At 38.0% G+C, this 14,961-nt stretch carries 19 protein-coding genes; 10 read left to right on the forward strand and 9 right to left on the reverse strand.

Annotated elements, in window-relative coordinates; all coding sequences use genetic code 11:
* Positions 1-324: 324 nt before the first annotated feature.
* Positions 325-888 carry a DUF3244 domain-containing protein gene (locus tag WG932_RS20450; protein WP_149393060.1) on the forward strand — a complete coding sequence of 188 codons (564 nt, stop codon included), beginning with the start codon at positions 325-327 and terminating at the stop codon, positions 886-888.
* A 106-nt stretch (positions 889-994) separates the two neighbouring features.
* On the opposite strand, the gene WG932_RS20455 is transcribed toward WG932_RS20450, so the two are convergent.
* From WG932_RS20455 to WG932_RS20470, 4 genes are all read right to left on the reverse strand, one after another.
* Positions 995-1,462, reverse strand: coding sequence for a TlpA family protein disulfide reductase (locus tag WG932_RS20455; RefSeq protein ID WP_149393059.1), 468 nt, complete (start codon positions 1,460-1,462; stop codon positions 995-997).
* Between the two features lie 20 nt (positions 1,463-1,482).
* Positions 1,483-2,127, reverse strand: coding sequence for a sugar phosphate isomerase/epimerase family protein (locus tag WG932_RS20460; protein WP_483085213.1), 645 nt, complete (start codon positions 2,125-2,127; stop codon positions 1,483-1,485).
* Positions 2,124-2,318, reverse strand: a complete 195-nt coding sequence (locus tag WG932_RS20465) for a hypothetical protein (RefSeq protein ID WP_483085214.1) — start codon at positions 2,316-2,318, stop codon at positions 2,124-2,126. The genes WG932_RS20460 and WG932_RS20465 overlap by 4 nt, the downstream gene beginning before the upstream one ends.
* A 92-nt stretch (positions 2,319-2,410) precedes the next feature.
* Positions 2,411-2,773: a hypothetical protein gene (locus tag WG932_RS20470; protein ID WP_483085215.1), complete on the reverse strand. Its 363-nt coding sequence runs from the start codon at positions 2,771-2,773 to the stop codon at positions 2,411-2,413.
* Positions 2,774-2,989: 216 nt separating this feature from the next.
* Between WG932_RS20470 and WG932_RS20475 the strand changes: the two genes are divergently transcribed.
* From WG932_RS20475 to WG932_RS20485, 3 genes are all read left to right on the forward strand, one after another.
* A complete protein-coding gene (locus tag WG932_RS20475; protein ID WP_483085216.1) occupies positions 2,990-5,461 on the forward strand; it encodes a bifunctional UDP-N-acetylmuramoyl-tripeptide:D-alanyl-D-alanine ligase/alanine racemase in 2,472 nt (823 codons plus the stop codon).
* A gap of 93 nt (positions 5,462-5,554) precedes the next feature.
* Complete coding sequence (locus tag WG932_RS20480; protein WP_483085217.1) at positions 5,555-6,103, forward strand: hypothetical protein; 549 nt, start codon at positions 5,555-5,557, stop codon at positions 6,101-6,103.
* 137 nt (positions 6,104-6,240) lie between these two features.
* Positions 6,241-7,950: a capsule assembly Wzi family protein gene (locus tag WG932_RS20485; RefSeq protein WP_483085218.1), complete on the forward strand. Its 1,710-nt coding sequence runs from the start codon at positions 6,241-6,243 to the stop codon at positions 7,948-7,950.
* Positions 7,951-7,965: 15 nt separating this feature from the next.
* On the opposite strand, the gene WG932_RS20490 is transcribed toward WG932_RS20485, so the two are convergent.
* Positions 7,966-8,862, reverse strand: a complete 897-nt coding sequence (locus WG932_RS20490; protein ID WP_483085219.1) for a M28 family peptidase — start codon at positions 8,860-8,862, stop codon at positions 7,966-7,968.
* A 74-nt stretch (positions 8,863-8,936) separates the two neighbouring features.
* On the opposite strand from WG932_RS20490, the gene WG932_RS20495 reads away from it, so the two are divergent.
* Complete coding sequence (locus tag WG932_RS20495; protein WP_483085220.1) at positions 8,937-9,377, forward strand: hypothetical protein; 441 nt, start codon at positions 8,937-8,939, stop codon at positions 9,375-9,377.
* Positions 9,338-9,916: a hypothetical protein gene (locus WG932_RS20500; RefSeq protein WP_483085221.1), complete on the forward strand. Its 579-nt coding sequence runs from the start codon at positions 9,338-9,340 to the stop codon at positions 9,914-9,916. The genes WG932_RS20495 and WG932_RS20500 overlap by 40 nt, the downstream gene beginning before the upstream one ends.
* A gap of 225 nt (positions 9,917-10,141) precedes the next feature.
* Here WG932_RS20500 and WG932_RS20505 read toward each other — a convergent pair whose 3' ends face one another.
* From WG932_RS20505 to WG932_RS20520, 4 genes are all read right to left on the reverse strand, one after another.
* The gene (locus WG932_RS20505) at positions 10,142-10,402 is read right to left on the reverse strand and encodes a DUF6952 family protein (protein WP_014019754.1); all 261 of its coding nucleotides are present in this window, start codon (positions 10,400-10,402) and stop codon (positions 10,142-10,144) included.
* The gene (locus WG932_RS20510) at positions 10,383-10,697 is read right to left on the reverse strand and encodes a thioredoxin family protein (protein ID WP_014019755.1); all 315 of its coding nucleotides are present in this window, start codon (positions 10,695-10,697) and stop codon (positions 10,383-10,385) included. Before WG932_RS20510 ends, WG932_RS20505 begins: the two co-directional genes overlap by 20 nt.
* 85 nt (positions 10,698-10,782) lie before the next feature.
* Positions 10,783-11,352 carry an inosine/xanthosine triphosphatase gene (gene yjjX, locus WG932_RS20515; RefSeq protein WP_014019756.1) on the reverse strand — a complete coding sequence of 190 codons (570 nt, stop codon included), beginning with the start codon at positions 11,350-11,352 and terminating at the stop codon, positions 10,783-10,785.
* 30 nt (positions 11,353-11,382) lie between these two features.
* Positions 11,383-12,090 (reverse strand): YebC/PmpR family DNA-binding transcriptional regulator, encoded by a 708-nt coding sequence (locus WG932_RS20520; protein ID WP_014019757.1) that lies wholly within the window; start codon positions 12,088-12,090, stop codon positions 11,383-11,385.
* Between the two features lie 172 nt (positions 12,091-12,262).
* On the opposite strand from WG932_RS20520, the gene WG932_RS20525 reads away from it, so the two are divergent.
* The 4 genes from WG932_RS20525 to WG932_RS20540 all read left to right on the forward strand — a co-directional run bounded on the left by WG932_RS20525 (position 12,263) and on the right by WG932_RS20540 (position 14,956).
* On the forward strand, positions 12,263-13,585 hold the full coding sequence (locus tag WG932_RS20525; protein ID WP_483085222.1) for an NAD(P)/FAD-dependent oxidoreductase: 1,323 nt from the start codon (positions 12,263-12,265) through the stop codon (positions 13,583-13,585).
* A 97-nt stretch (positions 13,586-13,682) separates the two neighbouring features.
* Positions 13,683-14,009 carry a hypothetical protein gene (locus tag WG932_RS20530; protein ID WP_483085223.1) on the forward strand — a complete coding sequence of 109 codons (327 nt, stop codon included), beginning with the start codon at positions 13,683-13,685 and terminating at the stop codon, positions 14,007-14,009.
* Positions 14,010-14,345: 336 nt separating this feature from the next.
* Positions 14,346-14,597 carry a hypothetical protein gene (locus WG932_RS20535; protein ID WP_483085224.1) on the forward strand — a complete coding sequence of 84 codons (252 nt, stop codon included), beginning with the start codon at positions 14,346-14,348 and terminating at the stop codon, positions 14,595-14,597.
* On the forward strand, positions 14,594-14,956 hold the full coding sequence (locus WG932_RS20540; protein ID WP_483085225.1) for a TIGR04282 family arsenosugar biosynthesis glycosyltransferase: 363 nt from the start codon (positions 14,594-14,596) through the stop codon (positions 14,954-14,956). Before WG932_RS20535 ends, WG932_RS20540 begins: the two co-directional genes overlap by 4 nt.
* Positions 14,957-14,961 lie beyond the last annotated feature (5 nt).

The following is a 14,961-nucleotide window of genomic DNA, read 5'->3' on the forward strand; positions in this document are numbered from 1 at the left end:
TTTAAAACAGCTACTGTTCGGAATCGATCAGTCAAACTGATCCATCTAACACATTACCAAACACTTATATTTTTTGATTATTTTTTTACACTTTTTTTGAAGCATAAAGTAGGATTTTATGGTAAATTAATGAACGGTGCTTTAACAAAGAACCGTACGATTGTCCGCTTTTGATACAACATCCCTTATTCTACCTGAATTTTTTAGGTTGCATATGCTTATATAATAATTCCAGTTGAGTTTCTGTTATGACTGTTTTCTTCGATTTGGTACGTGCTTGGCAATAATCGTCAAAACAACAAAACCTCTAAACTTCACAATATCATGAAAGCATTAGCAACATTATTTCTCGTAATCGGAATGTCCTATTCAAGTTTTGCATGGGATAAAAGCCTAAAGGAAGTTTCCTCTGTAGAAACACAAGAACAAAGGTTTATCATTAAATTAGCTGACTCCATTGGAAAAGTCCGAATCAGCATTTATGATAAGAATAATTTCATAATAAGCAGGAATTTTTTCACAGTAGATGGCCCTCAAAACATTCCCTTCAATTTAAGTAGTGTTCCTGAAGGTCAATACAGAGTAAAGCTTGAAACCAAAGAAGAAGCACAAAGTTTTGAAATAAACAGCTTTAAAAAAGTAGAAAAGAAACTGTTGGCTTATGCCAAACCAATCGATGATAATAGCTTCAATCTTAAGGTACTTGGCTTAACAGATCCGGGCACCGAAGTCACCATTTATAGAACAGATCACAAGGTGCTTTTGAAAGACAAAATTCAAGAAGAAGGTGGCTTTTCGAAAAATTATAAACTTAAGTTTTTAAAACTTCACCAGGTATATTTAAAAGTAGAAAATGAAGGAAAAAAGAAATTCTTGTATTTCGATTGAGACACAAAAAATAGGCACTAAAAAGTAAAAGCCTTCCTGAAAGGGGGAAGGCTTTTACACTACAGCTATAATGCAACATTACAGACTTACCCTATCATTTTGGTATTTATCGATAGGCTGCAATGAGCTCCTTGAATTTCTTTTCACTTAAAAGACCTGTATGAAAATGCTTGGTGCCATCAGCCGCTACGAACAAAGTGGCCGGAATGGCTCCAGACCAATCTTTCTCCAACTGCCTTTTCCAGTTTTTTTGTTCTTTTTCACTGAGCAACCATACCGGTGACATTATCTCCAGTTTTTTAATAAAGGCCTCGACCCGCTCCGGCTTTCTGTCGTCGTCTAAAGATACAAATACCAGTTTGGTGCTTTCCATATTATTTACAGTAGCTTCAAAATAAGGCATTTCTTTAATACATGGAGCACACCATGTAGCCCAAAAATTATAGATCCTTAACTCGTCTGACTTTGCCTCAATTTTATTTTTAAAATCATCGTAGTCCAACGTAAGCATGGGCTCCGGATTACTAAAGCCAAGACCTATGATGATTAACAATACTTTAATATTAATAAACATAAATTTCTACTCTTTTTAAATCAATTGTTTAGGGTCTGATTGATGTAATAAACGGACTGAGGAATTTGAGCCACTGACTTGGATGACTCGTCCTCAATTATAAAAAATTGTGTGCCTCCTTTTTTCGCTTGCAAAATAATATTTTTAATGTCAATATCACCTTTTCCTAGCACCACATTGGATTCAACATCCCCTGTTCCATCGCTACTTCCCGGGGTACCCTTCTTTCTATCTTTTAAATGTAACAATGGAAATTTATTAGGATGCGCTTTTAAAATAGCCAAAGGATCACCTCCACCCATTTTCACCCAAAACACATCCATTTCAAACTTAAAATCTGTGGCATTGTCTAACATATAATCGAAAACTGTTCCCTCGCCATACGTCTTAAATTCATAGCCATGTGGGTGGTAGCAAAATGTTAGCCCTTCTTCTTTTGCCTTTTTGCCAAATGCATTAAAAACGGTAGTGGCTTCTTTCGCCTTCTCTAAATCAAATTTTCCATCATGTGGAATCCAAAAAGTTACAATGTATTTTGAACCAAATGCTTTGGCCCTTTTAATCACCGCCTCAGGATCATTGGTTAGCTCATCATAGGCTCCACCCACACTTATCATCTGAAGGTTATACTTGGCCAGAAGGGCCTTGTATTTTTTATCACTCATTCCGTAAGTACTTCCCCCTCAATATAACGGATGCCCCATTGCTGAATCAATTCATGATTCTTTTCAACATCCATTTTCATCTGATTCCTTAAACTATAAAGTTGTAGCCCAATCTCTTGAGCTTTAACTGTCATGATCAATGGACAGGAGGCAAATATGCCAATAATCAAAAATAAGGATAGGTTTTTCATTGGGTTTATCATTATAAACTAAAATAACGAAATCCCCGCAGACATACAAAAAAATTAAAAATTTAAGCAATGGATTAAGAGCTCGCCTTAAATCAATCCTCTTTAAAAGTATCTAGGACGTAAAGAAATATATTCAGAGAAAGCGTAGATGATTCCTCATTTGCAGTGCTACCTTTAACTCCATCGGACTTCTTTTCTTGAAGTAAAATTTCTTTTGATTGGGAGGATTTTTGAATCATTTCATTGTCGTAACCAATGAGGCGGTTTTTATTATTTTCCGATTTTTCTCCCTGAATCATTTCCGTCTTCTTCCAAACCGCTTTTTGCTGAACATAATTGTAAACGTTACCGTCTTCTTTTTGTGAAAAAGTTTCTCCGGATATAAAGCAGAAAAATAAGACCCCAAGAATAAAAGGCTTATAGAAAAGAATCCGAATATTATTTTGACAAATCATGATTTTGTTCGTAAAAGGGCGAAGTAAGACTTCAATTCATTGTTTATAAATCAATAATAAACATTTTTTTATTCTTATACAAATGAGAAACAAGGACTTAAGCTTGCCTTGAAAGGGACGGATAAAGAAGTTTAATAATTCTTAAAAATAATCTTAGCTAAATTTTTAAGTTCTAAATTTGTTGAATTTCCAATTGCTAAACCAGCCGAAAAGACCATGCAACAGATCAATTTCTCTCAATTCGCTTCAAATCAGAGTAGCCTGTTTATCCCTGGCACGCCTGATGACAGCATTCTTTTTGCGGTAATTGACTCCAGAAAAATTCACTCCGGAAAAGAAACTCTTTTTATCGCACTACAAGGATCGAGACATGCCGGGTGGGAGTTTGCAACAGATGCCTATGCCAAAGGTGTGCGAAACTTCATCTTGCCCAAACTATGTCCCAGCTCCCTCCTAAAAAAGCTGGCAAATGCCAACATCCTTCTTTCTATTTCTCCCCTAAAGGAATTACAACAACTGGCACAAATCAACAGAGAAGCCTTCAGAGGAGCCGTTATAGGAATTACCGGAAGCAATGGAAAGACCATTGTTAAGGAATGGTTAGCTCAGGTATTGTCAGCCCAATTCAATTTATGGAAAAGTCCCAAGAGTTACAATAGTCAAATTGGCGTAGCACTTTCAGCTTTGGGAATCAATCCTCAACATCAACTTGCCATACTAGAGGCAGGTATCTCAGCCCCTGATGAAATGAAGGCACTGCAAGAGATCATCCAACCTCAACTAGGCATTTTCACCAATATTGGAAGTGCTCATGACGAGAATTTTAAGGATACCACCTCAAAGATCATTGAAAAATGCCTCCTTTTTAAAGACGTTAAATTCCTTGTCTACAATAAGGATCAAGAGTTGGTAAGTAACTATTTAGCCTCATCTTTTGACCCTTCTGTACGCATTAGCTGGTCTGATAAGCCCGGTGCTGATTATGTTCTCTCGGTTAAGCCCCATAGGAATGGCACTAAGATTTATATGATGGGCAAAGACCTGCGAACTTTTACTTTTTATACTTCATTCCGAGACAAGGCTTCTCTAGAAAACCTGAGGCATGTGATCACTGCTGCACTTAGTCTTGGGATGGAACCTCTCATGATTCAGCAAGGACTGGAACTGCTACATGCAGTAGACATGAGGCTTACCCTAAAATCCGGCCTGAACGGCTGCAAACTGATCGATGACAGTTATAACAATGACCTTGCAGGACTTGAATTGGCTCTGGAGTTTATGCACCAACAAGTAACCACAAGTGGTAGAAAGATTCTTATTCTATCAGAAATTCAACAAGATGGAGATATTACCGCTACTTTTAAAAAAATAGCTTGGCTACTAGGACAGTACGACATAGACCTTTTTATAGGTGTTGGTAAAGGATTTGAAGAATCCAAGGCCTTGTTCCCTTGTGAAAGCAGGTGCTTTGAGGACACTGACTCACTCTTAAAAGGCATGGAAACCTTGTCCCTTTCCAATGATCTGATACTTATCAAAGGGGCTAGGGTTTATAAATTTGAGCGAATCGTACAAAAACTAGAAGCCCTTGCTCATGAAACCATTTTAGAAATTAACTTAAATGCACTCCGCCACAATTTTATGCATTACCGGCAAAAACTAAAAGTGGGAACCAAGATTATGGTGATGGTAAAGGCTTTTGCTTATGGAGGTGGAGCTGCTGAAATCGGAAACTATTTACAAGAAATTGGCGCTGATTACCTATCTGTAGCCTATACGGATGAAGGAATTTTCCTAAGAAACAATGGTATCAGCCTGCCAATCATGGTAATGAACCCGGGAAGTTTTCATTTGGATTTACTGCAGACCCATGCTTTGGAGCCGGTAGTTTATAACCTACAGCAACTTCGGACTTTGTCTGCCAGCATTGATGATTATTCAGGTGAATTACCTGTTCATTTGGAGTTTGATACCGGTATGCGAAGATTAGGAATGACAGAAGAAGACCTTGATGAAGTCATTGAAATCCTACTACACAATAAAAAAATCAAAGTCGCCGGGATTTTTACCCATTTGGCCGGAGCGGATGAAGCCATCCATAAAGATTACACCTTATCGCAGCTTGCTTCATTTGAAATATGGAGTAAAAAGTTAATGGATAATACCGGCTGCCGGCCTTTGAGGCATTGCCTCAATTCAGCAGGAATCATTCGATATCCCGAATATGCCCATGATATGGTAAGATTAGGAATTGGCTTATATGGCATAGAAGTCAACAAAATGGAACAAAATAAACTAGAACCGGCCATGGTCCTGAAAACAGTGGTGTCTCAGGTAAAAACGCTTGCCAAAGGAGCAACGGTTGGCTACGGAAGAGTCGGAAAAATGAAAACAGAAGGCGAAGTGGCCACATTGGCAATAGGCTATGCTGATGGCTATGATAGAAGATTTAGCAACGGAAATGCAAAGGTTTTAATTAAAGGAAAATTGGTGCCTATTCTTGGCAATGTTTGCATGGACATGTGTATGGCAGATGTTACCGGTTTAAATGTCTGTGTGGGAGATGAAGCCATACTCTTCGGTGAGCAACCTTCTATCATTGACCTTGCCGATAAAATAGGAACCATACCTTATGAGCTTCTTACAGGGATTGGCCCTAGGGTAAAGCGACAGTATGTACTAGACTAAGACCTTATCCAAATTCAGCATATTTTGGCCTGAAATTGGATAATATTTTGTTTCTTTGTCTTTAATTTTGGAGCTTTTTGTACCCATTACTTAATGAAGGATAAATCATTGACATTTAACTTTTCGTTTTTTCGAAAACATGGCTTAGGATTAATTATTATTTTAGCGGCATGCTGTTTTTCTTGTGAAGACATCCTCCGGGAAGAAATAATGGTATACAATAATGATTTTTCAAAAGCTGATCTTGCCAATTTTGAAAATGGAAAATTATTCATCTATGAAGGTGATACAGTTTTAGGATACTATCATGATGAAGAAGTTCGTTTAAGCTTAGATAATTTACCGGAACACAATACCATTAAAATCACCTTGGAAATTTTGCTTCACGACAGTTGGGATGGTAATCCGGACAATGTCGGAGGCCCGGATTTTTGGTATTTAAAATTGGATGATCAATCCATTGTTAGGACTACTTTTTCAAACTCCCTTGTGAGTCAACCTTTTGTATATACCAGTCATATCCTGACAATTACCCAAGATTCAATGACCCAAAAACAGGAGCACTACGCACGGATTTGCCGGGAAGATGTCAGTATATTAACGTTGAAGGCTGGACAAGTCTTTATCGTATCACCAAATTAATTAACCATACAGATGGTCAATTATCAATTGCTATAGGAGATGAACTAAAGCAGGAAAACACTCCAGAACCTGTATGTGACGAAAGTTGGTCTGTAGCTAGTATTCAAGTGAGCACCTTGACAATAAATTGAGCCGGAATGAGTAAAAGATCTTCTTTATTTGTACATGTATTTCTTTGGGCAGCTTTAATTTGTTTGGCACCGGTTTCGAATGGGTGGGCCCAAAGTATAGGGCTACATTACCCGGTCTATGACGATTATATGCGCAGGCAACAACTTCTTGGCAATTTGTCTGCAGAAAGTAGCTTTATGGTACGTCCCTTATTGCCAAGACAAGTTTTCAATACAAATGGTGCTTTTAATTTTGAGCAAGACAGCACGGTTAAGAACCAAAACCTGAAAGGCCTAGCGAATTTTGATGAAATCAAATTCATGACACTCCCTGTCATGATCAAATCCAGATACAATAGTAATCTTCCCTTTGGTATCAACGATGGGGAAATGATTCCAAACAAAGGGTTACAACTGAATGCCAGTTTAGGTATTTATTTTGAATACGGTCCCTTGACCTTACAATTGCAGCCGGAGATTTTGCATGCCGCAAATTTAGATTTCACAGCATTTCCTTTGGAACATTGGGGAAGCACCTGGCTCCAATATTTTGAATGGGTGAATACCTCAGATATACCTGAGAGATTTGATGGAGGCCCTATCACTCGCCTTTCATTGGGCCAGTCCAGCTTGCGTTTCAATTTCAATGAATATTCTATTGGCATCTCTAACGAAAACCTGTGGTGGGGGCCCGGCAGAAGGGCATCACTATTGATGAGCAACAATGCCCCGGGCTTTTTACACTTTACTTTCAATACCCGAAAACCGGTGCAGACCCTTATAGGTAGTTTTGAAGGGCAGCTTATTGCGGGGCAGCTGAGGTCTTCCGGAGTAGATCCGGTCAACTCCTATTACACCTACACCAATACTCCACTATATGTTCCTAAAAGGTCAGATGATGACTGGCGTTATTTATCCGGTTTGACAATAAGCTATCAACCTAAGTGGCTTCCCGGCTTATTTTTGGGTTTTAGCAGTGTCTCACAAATGTACCACACAGACATGGATCAATTTGCCGATTACCTTCCTGTATTCAATGGTGAAAAGGGTCCCGAAAGCATTACCAAGCCCAATGTAGACCAAAGAAACCAACTCAGTTCCGGTCAATTCCGCTGGATAAACCCCAATGGGCATTTTGAGTTTTACGGAGAATATGGAAGCAATGGCAATAGCCGAACTCTCCACGATTTTTTAATAAATCCGGATAAAAACAGGGCTTTTACGTTTGGCTTTACCAATTTAACCAGCCTAAAGAAAAAAGATGAATTCTTTCAGCTAGGAATGGAAATGACCCAAACAGGACAATCTGTGAGAGAGGAAATTCTAAGCAGAAATAGTTGGTACACCCATCCGTATGTTAGGCATGGTTACACCCACAAAGGCCAAGTGTTGGGATTTGGCTATGGCCCGGGAAGTAATGTTTTTTCCATTGATTTGGCATGGGTAAAAAACTTTAACAGAATCGGTATTGAATTTGAATACATCAATTATAATAACGATTTCTATTACAAACGTTTTGAGGAAATAAAAGACCTTCGCAGAAAATATGTAGATCTAGCACCTGCTTTAATAGGCGAATGGAGATTTGACAAATTACTTGTTTCAGCCAATTTTAAATATATCCGCTCATTGAATTATAAGTGGTACTTGGAAAATGATCCAGACGATTACTTTATTCCAGGCTTAGATAAGGATAATTTTGTTGGAAATTTAAGTTTTTCGTACATAATCGATTGATCGTATTTTGTTTGATTATTCCAAAACAGCATCAATTTCTAAAATACTATTTAAGATAAGCTCACAAGCTTGCGTATAAAATGTCTGATCGATATTTTTAAAAGTATCAGTGGGTTTGTGATAATCCTTGTGATCTGGCACACCGAAATAAATAAAAGGTATCCCTTTTTTATGAAAAGGCCCATGGTCTGATGCATTGGTCCAATCCAGCTCCCCCTTTCCTCCATCATTTCCGAAAACCAGTTGAATGGCAGATTTCTTCCCGCTTTTTTCAAGGTAAGGTTTGAACTGAGGATAAAATCGAGTACCAACTGCATAAAGGGTATTGTCCTCACTTCTGCTAATCATATCCATATTCACCACCAACTGGATCTGATTTAAAGGAAATGGAAAGTCTTTTAGCAAAGCCTTAGCACCTAATAGCCCTTCCTCTTCTGCATCCGTAGCTGCAAAAAGGATAGAATGCAGGGGTCTGTTTTCTTTGAAATAAGCGGCCATATTCAACAATGCTGCGGTGCCAGATGCATTGTCATCTGCTCCATTGTAAATGTCCTTCCCCTTGGTACCCAAATGGTCAAAATGAGCCATAATTAAGATAATTTTGGAAGAAGCAAATCCGGGTACAAAACCAATGATATTTTCTCCATGGCCTTCTTGCTCCAAATCTTCATTTAAAGAAAATGATTGAGTATAATCCGGAAACTGACTACTCAGGTCCAGATCTTTAAACCTCTCTTTAATATAGCTTGCAGCCTTTTGATTGCCTTCTGTTGTAACTGATCTTCCTTCCAGTTGATCAGAAGAAAGAAATTGTATATCTTCTATTAAAACTCGAGTATCGATTTTTTGAGACCGAGAATGAAAGGGTAAGCAACAAAAAAATAATAAAATAAAGGAGGTAATCGTTTTCATAACGAAAGATTTTACAATGGCTTGTGTATATTCGTGAAAATACTAAACTTTCAGATGTGGAATTCATTTTGTTTATGAAATATATTTCTTTGACGGTGCTGATAAGTTTTTTTTCATTGGTTAGCCTAGCACAACCGACACCTGTTGAGCAATTTTTAGATGGAAAATCGGTAGTACTAGTTTCTGCTGCCCTTGCCGAAACAGCACCTATTACCTGGAAGGATTTGGTGGAAGAAGTTCATCCTTCCTTTGTGGAGGCTGGCGGAGATCCTGTAGCCTATTTTGATCTTGAAGAAGTCATTTTGTCTGAGGGCATTAAAAACACCTATGCGAGTCATTTTATTACCCGACAAATCAGAAATATAATATTACTGATCAGAAAAGCGGATGGCAGGTTATTTTGTCATATTTACCCTTTTTCAGGCAATAGGAATATAATTTCCCCGGAAACAATTGGTCAATCAAGGCTGCTAATTTGGAAGATCTTAAAGAACAAATTCAATCCATTGGCCTGAACAAAAGGAGTGAAAATTTTCTGGTAATCGAAGTTCCGGAATATCCTTCCATCCCCGGATTAGAAAATAATTCCTTGGGAAACAATTATATCCAAGCACCACCATTAAACTTAGATGTCTTCAAATTGGGCATCCTACTTACAGGAGCTGCCGGCAATGAAGATTTTCTCAATACATTCCGGCAAGATATTTACGGAAAGGACCCCAATCAAGTGGAAGCAGAACAACTAGCGCAAAAAGAGGGGCTTGAACAAATTTTTAATGCCGAGTACCCTTTTGAAACCGAATTCCTGACTACTGCTAAGTCCAGTCAAGAACTCATCAATGATAAGGTTCAATTTATCTTGATGAGGCAGGAAGGTCGAGAGGCTGATCTTATGCGAAGCATGGGGGTTCCTTTGGACCAAGGTAAAAATCCTGACAAAATTGTGGTCAAGTATTACATTCGATTTTTGGTAAGAAATGAATTGTATATTGGTGAAAAATGGGATGCCTCTCCGGACTGGAAAGTGGCACTAAGGAACTTTTGGATCAAATAACACCTGAAAATTAAATGATACAATTGTCTCTTTTTTGTTTCTTATAGTTTTTTTATGGTAGATATTCAAGACAGCTTGAGAATGTCCAATAAATTTATAGAAGGTAGCCTTTCTCACTGACCAAAAAAAGAGGTAGATCCTAAGGACCTACCTCCACACTTCGAAATAGCAGATTTTTTATTTAGGGTGATAAACAACTTTTCTACTTCCCAAAGTGGAAATGATTTATTTATCGATCGAACCCATTACTCGCTTAAGAAAAGCGTTCATGGCTTCCTTCTTATCCATTCCTTCTTCCTTGATCATTTTCTGAACTTCGAGCGTGCCGTATAGATTGGAAAGTAACTCGCCCATCACGTCCAACTCTTCGTCTTTCAGCGTGCTAATTTCAGTCATTGACTCCAGGAGTTCTATGGTCTCCACTACCCAGTCTTCATCGTTTTCTTCAATGAAACCTAGTACATGTTTAATTATTGGCAACCTCATCGATCAATGTTTTTAAAGCTTCTTCTTTATTTGTTTGAATTTGATTTTTTAGGGATCCACCTTCAAAAACCGCAAAAGTAGGTAAGTTATTTACTTCAGCAAGCTTTCTGGATTCAGGTAATTTCTCCGCGTCAACATACAGAAATGTGACCCCTTCATAAGCCTTACTTAGCCTTTTCATTTTCGGCTTCATAATCCTACAGTTACCACACCAAGTAGCTCCGAATTGAACAACTACTTTATCATTGTCTTTAATTACTTGTCCTAAATTATCTGATTCTAATTCTTGTAGCATAATTTTTTGGTTTAATTGAAGATCAAAGATAATTACTATTAATATTAAAATCCAATTGATAATATCTATGAGTCATGTCAGATTTTTAATAGAGCTCTTTTTGTAAAAATGGAATTAAGGCTAGAGATAAGGCTTGTTGGTAATAATTGGATCTACTAATCACGCCTTTGGTTAAAATACCAACGGCTCCACCTGATTCTTTGGAATTGCTTTTATTGAATAGTTTGTCATCAGCTTCACCCAGCTCCATTCCATCACTAACCATTTTATTTAAGGCCTCGGGAAGAAAAAATGTTGCGGTTTTAGCTTTACCTATTTTGCCTTCACCATCCATGATAACCATCCAAGCAAAGGAAACCATCTGTTCGCCTACATGATCTACTCCACCTTCTATTCCCACCCAGAAATCTGCTTCCGGGAAAGCATTTTTGGAGGCGTAGGCTCTATTGTAAGCACCTGTATAGGTTTCTACATCACCCTTAGGCTGATCGCTAACTTTAGAATCCACATTCAATCCCTGAACAATGAAACTATCTTCAAATATACTTGAAAATGCATTTTCGGTGCATTTAACTTTTACAGGATTTCTACTTCCGACGATTACTAATTGCTGCCTTTTCTGCTCCTGTAAATTTCTTCTTTTAGGGAATGCCATTATGTGAATTAAAATTGCTAAATATTTGGTTTAAGCCATATTATGGTAAACATGGTTTACATCATCATCCTCTTCCATCCGCTCAATCATTTTGTTTATGTCTTCCTCCTGCTCACTTGTCAATTCGGTAGTAGACATGGGAAAACGTTGCATTTCAGCACTGATCACTTCTATACCTTTGTCTTCAAGTGCTTTTTGCATGTTGCCAAAGTCTTCAAATGCAGTGTATACAAAAATTTCTCCCTCATTCTCATCTATATCCTCTAAACCAAAATCGATCAATTCCAATTCAAGTTCTTCCAGATCATAGTCAGCTTTGGCAAAACGAAATACTGCTTTTCTATCAAAAGTAAAGCTTACTGAACCACTTGTACCTAAGGAGCCACCGGCTTTGGTGAAATAGTGCCTTACGTTGGCTACGGTTCTATTGATATTGTCTGTAGAAGTCTCAACGATAACGGCAATGCCATGGGGGCCATAACCTTCATATACTACTTCTTCGTAATCTTTTTCATCTTTATTACTGGCTCTTGAAATAGCCGCTTCAATCCTGTCTTTGGGCATGGAGGCACCCTTGGCGTTCTGAATAATGGTCCTCAATTTGGCATTATTAGCCGGGTCGGGACCACCTGCCTTGACAGCCATTACTATTTCTTTGCCTAAGCGTGTAAACACTTTAGACATTTGACTCCATCTTTTGAATTTTCTTTCTTTTCTAAATTCAAATGCTCTTCCCATAATTTTTTATATTTCCAATTGTAAAAATAATTAAATTTTTTGATAGGACTATTATCATTACAAAACTTACCACGACTAAACTTATGACAAGGTTTTGTGGATTTAATGAACTCTGACACACGATATACGTTTTATTTTTAGGTAATACAACCCTCATTTAAAATTTTTAGTTATGGATCAACCCCTTCCAAACCTCCCTAATTTATCACTTCCAAGAATAGTTGTGATAGGCGCAGGATTCGCAGGTCTCAAACTTGCCAGAAAACTAAAAAAAAAAAACTATCAGGTGATCCTATTGGACAAAAACAATTATCACCAGTTCCAACCCCTGTTTTATCAAGTAGCCACAGCAGGTTTGGAGCCAAGTGCCATCTCATTCCCCTTGCGAAAAGTATTTCATAATACGCCAAATGTAACCTTCCGTATGGCGGAAGCCCAAAGAATCGACCAAGAAAAGAATCGTGTGTTTACCGATATTGGCTATATAGATTATGACTACTTAATCTTAGCCATGGGAGCGGACACCAATTACTTTGGGATGAAAAACATTATGGAAAACAGCATTCCCATGAAATCTGTTTCCGAGGCCTTATTTATTAGAAATAAAATAATTTCCAATTATGAAAGGGCCATCAATATTGCTGATCTGGAAAAACGAAAATCATTAATGAATGTTGTCATAGTGGGGGGAGGACCTACTGGCGTAGAATTGGCTGGAGCCATGGCCGAACTTCGGAACAAGGTTTTTCCAAAGGACTATCCCCAACTTAACTTTGACAACATGAAGGTGGTGTTGATTGAAATGGGGCCGTCCTTATTGGCAGGCATGTCCGCTTCTTCAGGTCAAAAGGCAAAAGAATACTTGGAAAGTCTTAAGGTAGATGTTCTGCTCAATACTGCGGTTGAAAATTACGATGGCCTAAATGTAATTATCAACGGTGAAGAAAAGCTTAAAACAAATACTTTATTATGGGCAGCAGGAATTGCTCCCAACGGCATAGAAGGAATCGTAGACACCCAAAAATTCAAAAATGGCCGATTACTCGTGAATGAATACAATCTGGTCCACAACAGCAAAAATATATATGCACTGGGAGATCTCTGTCTACAACAATTGCCTGATTATCCTAAAGGTCATCCTCAAGTTGCACAAGTTGCCATTCAGCAAGCAGATAACTTAGCGAATAATTTTCTCGGCCAATTAAAAGGCAGAGCACCCAAAGCTTTCCGTTACAAAGATCTGGGAAGCATGGCCACTGTCGGTAGAAAATTAGCTGTAGTAGACCTTCCTTTTATTAAGTTTCAGGGCGTCCTAGCTTGGCTAACTTGGCTATTTGTTCACCTGATGGCCATCCTGGGCGTCAAAAACAGAATTTTTATTTTCCTTGATTGGTCTTGGAATTACTTGGCTTTTGATCCTTCCCTGAGATTACTTATCAGGCCTACCTATGTAAAACCAAAAGACAGGGAAGAATTAATTGAAGACAAAAACTAAAAATTATACTTTTTAACATTCCTTAACATTGGGTCATTAAACTTGTGTATTCCCTGCCGGTCTAACAGCTATACGAACACACAAAAAGTAAAAAATTATGAAAAAGTTAATAATGATTTGTGCACTGGTAGGAGCTACTTTTGCACAGGCTCAGGCCCAGAGGCAAGACAATAGAGAAAGAGACCCAGAAAAAATGGCTGAAAGAATGAGCCAAAGGATGGGAGAAAAGCTTGACTTGACAACTGAACAAGAAGAGCAACTCAAAAATCTCTTTATCGAAGAAGCTAATAAGCGGAAAGAAATTGAAGAAGCCAGAAAAGAGGAAATGAAAGCTGCTAAAGAAGACCACAAAGAAAAACTTGAGGCCATCTTAAGCCCGGAACAGTTGGAAAAATGGGAAGCAGAAAAAAGAAGCGGGCGATAAAATGCGGGAAAGAAGGAAAAGGCGTCGTGGTATTGATGAATAATTCTGCCTCAAGGTTTAAAAGGTAAAATTGGTGTTTCAACCCTTATTGCCAAATAATAAAAATAAGGGTTGAAAACATCACTAAACACAAAGAGTTAGTTGCCTAATCTTTAATCCTAAAGGTCCATTTGAAATGGACAAATCATCAGACTTTATTATTGCATCTGTAGATTAAGTTTACCATTGCATATTTAAGCCAAGGTTTGGATACGGCCTAAACGTAGGAGTTTAATCCGTATAAAACCATTGGCTTTTTTATGCGTATAGTCAACTTACTGTAATATTACCCAGTCCATGAAAAAAGCCATCATTGTTTTCCAAAAATTCCCTACTCCTGGGAAAGTAAAAACCCGGCTAGCCGCGACTATCGGCAATGAGAAAGCAGTTTATATTTATTCCTATCTTTTAAACTATACCCACAAGTTAATCTCCTCAATCACGGCTGATGTATTGATTTTTCATGAAGGCCCCATTGAGACAGAACAATACCCTAAAGACAATTACTCTTTTTTCCCGCAAACGGGAAAAAACCTAGGGAAAAAATGAGCAGGGCTTTTGATCAAGCCTTTGAACAAGGTTATGATCATGTTATCATCATTGGCACAGATTGCCTAGAACTCCGGATTAGACATATTGAAGAAGCATTTGCAGTGCTTAAAAATAATGATTTGGTATTAGGTCCTGCAGAAGATGGGGGCTACTACCTTATCGGACTAAATAAAAATGATGGACAATTGTTTAAAAACATCGCATGGAGTAGTGATGCTGTATTTGCCAATACCATAGCCATTGCCACTGAAAAGCAGCTCAAAGTGCACCTATTGGAATGCCTCAATGATATCGATGAGTATTCAGATTTATGTGATCATCTAAAAGCTCTCGTTTCAAAAATTGATTCTAAATAGGTAAA

The sequence above is a fragment of the Cyclobacterium sp. SOCE241 genome, assembly GCF_056867545.1.

Excerpts from the sequence above, each read along its gene's own strand:
- WG932_RS20450 (WP_149393060.1), top strand. The coding sequence starts at position 325 with ATGAAAGCATTAGCAACATTATTTCTCGTAATCGGAATGTCCTATTCA.
- WG932_RS20455 (WP_149393059.1), bottom strand. The coding sequence starts at position 1,462 with ATGTTTATTAATATTAAAGTATTGTTAATCATCATAGGTCTTGGCTTT.
- WG932_RS20460 (WP_483085213.1), bottom strand. The coding sequence starts at position 2,127 with ATGAGTGATAAAAAATACAAGGCCCTTCTGGCCAAGTATAACCTTCAG.
- WG932_RS20465 (WP_483085214.1), bottom strand. The coding sequence starts at position 2,318 with ATGAAAAACCTATCCTTATTTTTGATTATTGGCATATTTGCCTCCTGT.
- WG932_RS20470 (WP_483085215.1), bottom strand. The coding sequence starts at position 2,773 with ATGATTTGTCAAAATAATATTCGGATTCTTTTCTATAAGCCTTTTATT.
- WG932_RS20475 (WP_483085216.1), top strand. The coding sequence starts at position 2,990 with ATGCAACAGATCAATTTCTCTCAATTCGCTTCAAATCAGAGTAGCCTG.
- WG932_RS20480 (WP_483085217.1), top strand. The coding sequence starts at position 5,555 with ATGAAGGATAAATCATTGACATTTAACTTTTCGTTTTTTCGAAAACAT.
- WG932_RS20485 (WP_483085218.1), top strand. The coding sequence starts at position 6,241 with ATGAGTAAAAGATCTTCTTTATTTGTACATGTATTTCTTTGGGCAGCT.
- WG932_RS20490 (WP_483085219.1), bottom strand. The coding sequence starts at position 8,862 with ATGAAAACGATTACCTCCTTTATTTTATTATTTTTTTGTTGCTTACCC.
- WG932_RS20495 (WP_483085220.1), top strand. The coding sequence starts at position 8,937 with ATGAAATATATTTCTTTGACGGTGCTGATAAGTTTTTTTTCATTGGTT.
- WG932_RS20505 (WP_014019754.1), bottom strand. The coding sequence starts at position 10,402 with ATGAGGTTGCCAATAATTAAACATGTACTAGGTTTCATTGAAGAAAAC.
- WG932_RS20510 (WP_014019755.1), bottom strand. The coding sequence starts at position 10,697 with ATGCTACAAGAATTAGAATCAGATAATTTAGGACAAGTAATTAAAGAC.
- yjjX (WP_014019756.1), bottom strand. The coding sequence starts at position 11,352 with ATGGCATTCCCTAAAAGAAGAAATTTACAGGAGCAGAAAAGGCAGCAA.
- WG932_RS20520 (WP_014019757.1), bottom strand. The coding sequence starts at position 12,090 with ATGGGAAGAGCATTTGAATTTAGAAAAGAAAGAAAATTCAAAAGATGG.
- WG932_RS20525 (WP_483085222.1), top strand. The coding sequence starts at position 12,263 with ATGGATCAACCCCTTCCAAACCTCCCTAATTTATCACTTCCAAGAATA.
- WG932_RS20530 (WP_483085223.1), top strand. The coding sequence starts at position 13,683 with ATGAAAAAGTTAATAATGATTTGTGCACTGGTAGGAGCTACTTTTGCA.
- WG932_RS20535 (WP_483085224.1), top strand. The coding sequence starts at position 14,346 with ATGAAAAAAGCCATCATTGTTTTCCAAAAATTCCCTACTCCTGGGAAA.
- WG932_RS20540 (WP_483085225.1), top strand. The coding sequence starts at position 14,594 with ATGAGCAGGGCTTTTGATCAAGCCTTTGAACAAGGTTATGATCATGTT.